This is a genomic window from Noviherbaspirillum denitrificans, from assembly GCF_002211445.1.
Lineage (GTDB): Bacteria > Pseudomonadota > Gammaproteobacteria > Burkholderiales > Burkholderiaceae_D > Noviherbaspirillum > Noviherbaspirillum denitrificans.
Window position 1 is genome coordinate 219,024 of record NZ_LSTO01000001.1, and the last position, 5,608, is coordinate 224,631.

The following is a 5,608-nucleotide window of genomic DNA, read 5'->3' on the forward strand; positions in this document are numbered from 1 at the left end:
TCCGTGCCCGCGCTGAAGCAGGACGCCATCGTGCACGTTTGACTATTCTTTCCAGCAAGCATTCAATTGCCGTGATAACATCGCCGCAAGTTCGCGTCGGATCGAATCTTGATCCAGGCTAAACGATCGGCAGATGAATTGACTGCCGTATTGCCACCCCACTAGCCGTATTGTGTACTGTGCACATCATGCACGGTGTCATGCGGCAGGTGCCGCAAGCGCCTGTCGTGCAATCATCAGGGAGAGCCCATGGCAGATGTGGTACTGGAAACGCGGCAGCTGACCAAGGAATTCAAAGGCTTCACTGCCGTCAATAATGTCAGCTTGAAGGTAGAGCGTGGACATATCCACGCGTTGATCGGCCCCAATGGCGCGGGCAAGACAACGTGCTTCAATTTGCTCACCAAATTCCTGGTTCCGACCTCGGGCCAGATCCTCTTCAATGGCAAGGACATCACGATGGACAAGCCCGCGCAGATCGCGCGCAAGGGCATCATCCGGTCCTTCCAGATTTCGGCGGTGTTTCCGCACCTGACGGTGATGGAAAACGTGCGCATCGGTTTGCAGCGCCCGCTCGGCAATTCCTTCCATTTCTGGACCAGCGAAAAGAAGCTGAGCGTGCTCAACGACCGCGCGATGCAGTTGCTTGCCGAGGTCGACCTCGAAAGCTTCGCCGATACCGTGACGGTGGACCTGCCGTACGGCCGCAAGCGCGCGCTAGAGATCGCGACCACGCTGGCGATGGAGCCGGAAATGATGCTGCTCGACGAGCCGACCCAGGGCATGGGCCATGAAGACGTGCATCGCGTCACCGAGCTCATCAAGAAAGTTTCGGCGGGACGGACTATCCTGATGGTGGAGCACAACATGAGCGTGATCGCCGGCATCAGCGACCGCATCTCGGTACTGCAGCGCGGAGCAGTCCTGGCCGAGGGCACTTACGAAGAAGTTTCGAAGAATCCCCAGGTGATGGAAGCCTACATGGGCACCACCGCCGGCGCACTGGAAGGAGCGCACTGAATGGCTGGACCTGCAGCACTGGAAATCGCCAACCTGCATGCCTGGTATGGCGAGTCGCACATCCTGCATGACGTCAATTTTTCCGTGAACCATGGCGAAGTCGTCACACTGCTCGGCCGCAACGGCGCCGGCCGCACGACCACGCTGCGCGCGATCATGGGCTTGACGGGCACGCGCAAGGGATCGATCAAGATCAACGGCACCGAGGCGATCGGACTGCCCACCTACAAGGTGGCGCATCTAGGCGTAGGTTACTGCCCCGAGGAACGGGGCATTTTTTCGTCGCTGTCGGCCGAGGAAAACCTGATGCTGCCGCCCTTCGTCTCGAAGACGGACCACGGCATGTCGATCGACGAAATCTACGAGATGTTCCCCAACCTGAAGGAACGCCGGTCCAGCCAGGGCACGCGCCTGTCCGGCGGCGAGCAGCAGATGCTGGCTGTCGCCCGCATCCTGCGCACCGGCGCCCGCCTGCTGCTGCTCGATGAAATTTCCGAAGGCCTGGCGCCCGTCATTGTGCAGGCGCTGGCACGCATGATCACGATGCTCAAGGCCAAGGGCTACACCATCGTGATGGTGGAACAGAATTTCCGTTTCGCCGCGCCGCTGGCCGACCGCTTCTACGTGATGGAGCATGGCCAGATCGTCGAAACCTTTGCCGCATCCGAACTGGATAACAAGATGCCCGTGCTCAATTCGCTGCTCGGGGTATAACAACCACTGGCCACTAGCTGGAACACCAAGGAGATCGCAATGAAATTGAAAGCAATTGCAGTTGCAGTATCGGCTACCTGTGCACTCGCTGCCGCGGGCAGCGCATCCGCGCAAGTCTCTGGCGACGTTATTCGTATCGGCATCATCACCGACATGTCCGGCCTGTATGCGGACATCGACGGCCAGGGCGGCGTCGAAGCAATCAAGATGGCAATCGCCGACTTCGGCGGCAATGTGGCGGGCAAGAAGATCGAAATCCTGAGCGCCGACCACCAGAACAAGGCGGACATCGCCGCGTCGAAGGCGCGCGAATGGTTCGACCAGCAGGGCGTTGACATGCTGCTCGGCGGCACCAACTCCGGCACCAACCTCGCCATGGCGAAAGTCGCCGCGGAAAAGAAGAAGCCCTTCATCTCCATCGGCGCCGCCACCGCGCGCCTGACCAATGAAGAGTGCTCGCCCTACACCGTGCACTATGCATACGACACCGTGGCGTTGGCCAAGGGCACCGGCTCGGCGATCGTGAAGCAGGGCGGCAAGACCTGGTACTTTCTGACCGCCGACTATGCGTTCGGCGCATCGCTCGAAAAGGATACCGCCGACGTGGTGAAGGCTTCCGGCGGCCAAGTGGTGGGCAGCGTGAAGCATCCGCTGTCGGCTTCCGACTTCTCGTCCTTCCTGCTGCAGGCGCAGTCGTCGAAGGCGCAGATCCTCGGCCTGGCGAATGCGGGCGGCGACACAGTCAACTCGATCAAGGCCGCCAACGAATTCGGCATCACCAAGTCGATGAAGCTGGCCGGCCTGCTGATGTTCATCAACGACGTGCACGCGCTCGGCCTGAACCTGACGCAGGGCATGTACCTGACCGACGGCTGGTACTGGGACCTGAACGACGACACCCGCAAGTGGTCGCGCCGCTACTTCGAAAAGATGAAGAAGATGCCGTCCATGCTGCAGGCTGCCGACTACTCGGCGACGATGCACTACCTGAACGCGGTGAAGGCGGTCAACTCCGATGACGCCGACAAGGTGATGGCGCAGATGAAGAAGACCAAGATCAACGACTTCTTCGCCAAGGGCGGCGAGATCCGTCCCGACGGCCGCATGGTGCACGACATGTACCTGATGGAAGTGAAGAAGCAGTCGGACTCGAAGTATCCGTGGGACTACTACAAGGTCGCGCAGACCATTCCGGCGGCAACCGCATGGACGACCAAGGCGGAGTCGAAGTGCGCGCTGTGGAAGTAATCTGAGTCCTTGCAGCAGGTAACGTAATCACGCAGTACCCCCTCTCCCGCAAGCGGGAGAGGGGCTGGGGTGAGGGGACGTGCCAAGACCTCCGGCACTCGGCCTTGTTCGGCCATTGACCCCGATTCGCATCACAAACCGGGCGCAGACAACAACGACGTTCAACGCGCCTCTCGTTCAGCAGCAACTTTCTTTATTCTGCCTATGGAATTATTCGGCATCCCCCTGCAGGCCTTGCTGAGCCAACTGCTGCTCGGCCTCGTCAACGGCTCCTTCTACGCGATGCTCTCGCTCGGGCTGGCGGTCATCTTCGGCCTGCTCAACGTCATCAACTTCGCGCACGGCGCGCTGTACATGATGGGCGCGTTCTTCGCCTGGATGGGATTGAACTACTTCCAGGTCAATTACTGGGTCATGCTCGTGCTTGGCCCGATCCTGGTCGGCATCTTCGGCATCATTATCGAAAAGACCATGCTGCGCTGGCTGTACAAGCTGGACCACTTGTATGGTCTCTTGCTGACATTCGGCATCACGCTGATGCTCGAAGGCCTGTTCCGCTCCTTCTTCGGTGTGTCCGGCCAGCCGTATTCGGTTCCCGAGGCGCTCACGGGGGCATTCAACCTCGGCTTCATGATCCTGCCGAAATACCGCGCGTGGGTGGTGCTGGCGTCGCTTGTTATCTGTTTGGCAACATGGTTCGTGATCGAGAAGACCAAGCTCGGCTCCTACCTGCGCGCCGGAACAGAAAATCCGAAGCTGGTGGAAGCCTTCGGCATCAATGTGCCGCTGATGGTGACGCTGACCTACGGTTTCGGCGTTGCGCTGGCAGCCTTTGCCGGCGTGCTGGCAGCGCCCGTGATCCAGGTGTCGCCGCTGATGGGCTCCAACCTGATCATCGTCGTGTTCGCGGTGGTGGTGATCGGCGGCATGGGCTCGATCCTGGGCTCCATCCTCACCGGCCTCGGGCTGGGCGTGATTGAAGGCTTTACCCGCGTGTTCTATCCGGAACTGTCGGCCACCGTAGTGTTCATCATCATGGCGATCGTGCTGATGATTCGTCCGGCGGGTCTGTTCGGCAAAGAGAAATAAGAAGGGACATAGGAATGAACAGGAAAGTTGGTTATGCAATTGCCGTCGCCGGTGCGCTGGCGTTGCCGTTCTTCGTCTACCCGGTGTTCCTGATGAAGGTGCTGTGCTTCGCGCTGTTTGCGTGCGCATTCAACCTGCTGATCGGTTTCACGGGGCTGCTGTCGTTCGGCCATGCGGCGTTCTTCGGCGGGGCAGGGTATGTCGCCGGGCACACCATCAAGGTCATGGGCTGGCCGTTCGAGCTGGGACTGATCGCGGGTGTCGCGGTCGCCGCGTTGATCGGCTTGATCATGGGCGGGCTTGCGATTCGCCGGCAGGGCATCTACTTCACGATGATCACGCTGGCACTCGCGCAGATGCTGTTCTTCGTGTTCCTGCAGGCGCCGTTTACCGGCGGCGAGGATGGGCTGCAGGGCGTGCCGCGCGGCAAGCTGCTCGGCGTGGTCGACCTCTCGAACGACATGACGCTTTACTACGTCGTGCTTGCGATCTGCATCGCCGGGTTCGCGCTGATCATGCGCACCGTGCATTCACCCTTCGGCCAGGTGCTGAAGGCGGTGAAGGAAAACGAACCGCGCGCGATCTCGCTCGGCTACGACACCGACCGCTACAAGCTGCTGGCCTTCGTGCTATCCGCTTCCCTGGCCGGCTTGGCGGGCGCTACTAAAACCGTAGTGCTCGGTTTCGAAACCCTGACCGATGTGCACTGGAGCATGTCCGGCCTGGTGGTGCTGATGACGCTCGTGGGCGGCCTCGGCACGCTGACCGGCCCGATTGTCGGTGCGGTCCTGATCATCGCGCTGGAGAACAAGCTGGGCGATTTCGGCAACTGGATGGCGACGCTGACCAGCATCGAGTGGTTCCGTACCATCGGTGAATCGGTGACGATCGTGACCGGCTTCATCTTCATCGTCTGCGTGCTGGCTTTCCGCCGCGGCATCGTGGGGGAGTTGGCCGCACTGTTCAAACGTGCGCCGGCCGGATCAGGTGCAGCACACTAGCGATCATTCGCAGCAATAAAAAACGGCAGCCTCGGCTGCCGTTTTTTTTCGGGGAAGGGGATTACAACGCTGCCGCGTAGATCGCCCGTGCATCGGCGCGGGTCACTTCGCGCGGGTTGTTGGTCAGCAGGCGGGTCTGCAACATGGCGTCGTCTGCGAGCCGGTCGAGATCGGCTTCGCTGATGCCAACCTGGCGCAATTGCGTTTCGATGCCGGTGCGGCGTGCAATCTCATCCATCCTGTCGATCAGTGCCTGGGTGCGTGCCTCGGTGCTGCCGGTGACGCCCGGGGCAAGGATCTCGGCCAGTTCGGCGTACATGCCCGCAGCGTTCGGCGCATTGAAGCGCAGCACATGTGGCAGCACCAGCGAGTTCGACAAGCCGTGCGGCACGTGGAAAATACCGCCGATCGGATAGGCGAGGGCATGTACGGCCGCGCACGGCGCATTGGCAAAGGACTGGCCGCCGAGCATTGCACCGAGCAGCATGGCCTGGCGCGCGGCGAGATTCTTCCCGTCTTCGCAGGCGGTGGTGGTG

General features: G+C 60.8%; 6 protein-coding genes. 5 read left to right on the top strand and 1 reads right to left on the bottom strand.

Going from position 1 to position 5,608, the window contains the following annotated elements:
- Nucleotides 1–249: 249 nt before the first annotated feature.
- The 5 genes from AYR66_RS01080 (at nucleotide 250) to AYR66_RS01100 (ending at nucleotide 5,072) form a co-directional block, all read left to right on the top strand.
- Entirely contained in the window at nucleotides 250–1,020 is a 771-nt protein-coding gene (locus AYR66_RS01080) for an ABC transporter ATP-binding protein (RefSeq protein WP_088705968.1), read from the top strand.
- Nucleotides 1,021–1,734: an ABC transporter ATP-binding protein gene (locus AYR66_RS01085; protein ID WP_088705969.1), complete on the top strand. Its 714-nt coding sequence runs from the start codon at nucleotides 1,021–1,023 to the stop codon at nucleotides 1,732–1,734.
- Nucleotides 1,735–1,773: 39 nt separating this feature from the next.
- Complete coding sequence (locus AYR66_RS01090) at nucleotides 1,774–2,982, top strand: ABC transporter substrate-binding protein (RefSeq protein WP_088705970.1); 1,209 nt, start codon at nucleotides 1,774–1,776, stop codon at nucleotides 2,980–2,982.
- Nucleotides 2,983–3,186: 204 nt separating this feature from the next.
- Nucleotides 3,187–4,071, top strand: a complete 885-nt coding sequence (locus AYR66_RS01095; RefSeq protein WP_088705971.1) for a branched-chain amino acid ABC transporter permease — start codon at nucleotides 3,187–3,189, stop codon at nucleotides 4,069–4,071.
- 14 nt (nucleotides 4,072–4,085) lie between these two features.
- Nucleotides 4,086–5,072, top strand: coding sequence for a branched-chain amino acid ABC transporter permease (locus tag AYR66_RS01100; RefSeq protein WP_088705972.1), 987 nt, complete (start codon nucleotides 4,086–4,088; stop codon nucleotides 5,070–5,072).
- Nucleotides 5,073–5,133: 61 nt separating this feature from the next.
- Here AYR66_RS01100 and AYR66_RS01105 read toward each other — a convergent pair.
- A partial coding sequence (locus AYR66_RS01105; protein WP_141104138.1) for a dehydroquinate synthase/iron-containing alcohol dehydrogenase family protein occupies nucleotides 5,134–5,608 on the bottom strand: 475 nt, incomplete at its 5' end.

Coding starts and splice junctions, on each gene's coding strand:
- AYR66_RS01080 (WP_088705968.1), top strand. CDS start 250: ATGGCAGATGTGGTACTGGAAACGCGGCAGCTGACCAAGGAATTCAAA.
- AYR66_RS01085 (WP_088705969.1), top strand. CDS start 1,021: ATGGCTGGACCTGCAGCACTGGAAATCGCCAACCTGCATGCCTGGTAT.
- AYR66_RS01090 (WP_088705970.1), top strand. CDS start 1,774: ATGAAATTGAAAGCAATTGCAGTTGCAGTATCGGCTACCTGTGCACTC.
- AYR66_RS01095 (WP_088705971.1), top strand. CDS start 3,187: ATGGAATTATTCGGCATCCCCCTGCAGGCCTTGCTGAGCCAACTGCTG.
- AYR66_RS01100 (WP_088705972.1), top strand. CDS start 4,086: ATGAACAGGAAAGTTGGTTATGCAATTGCCGTCGCCGGTGCGCTGGCG.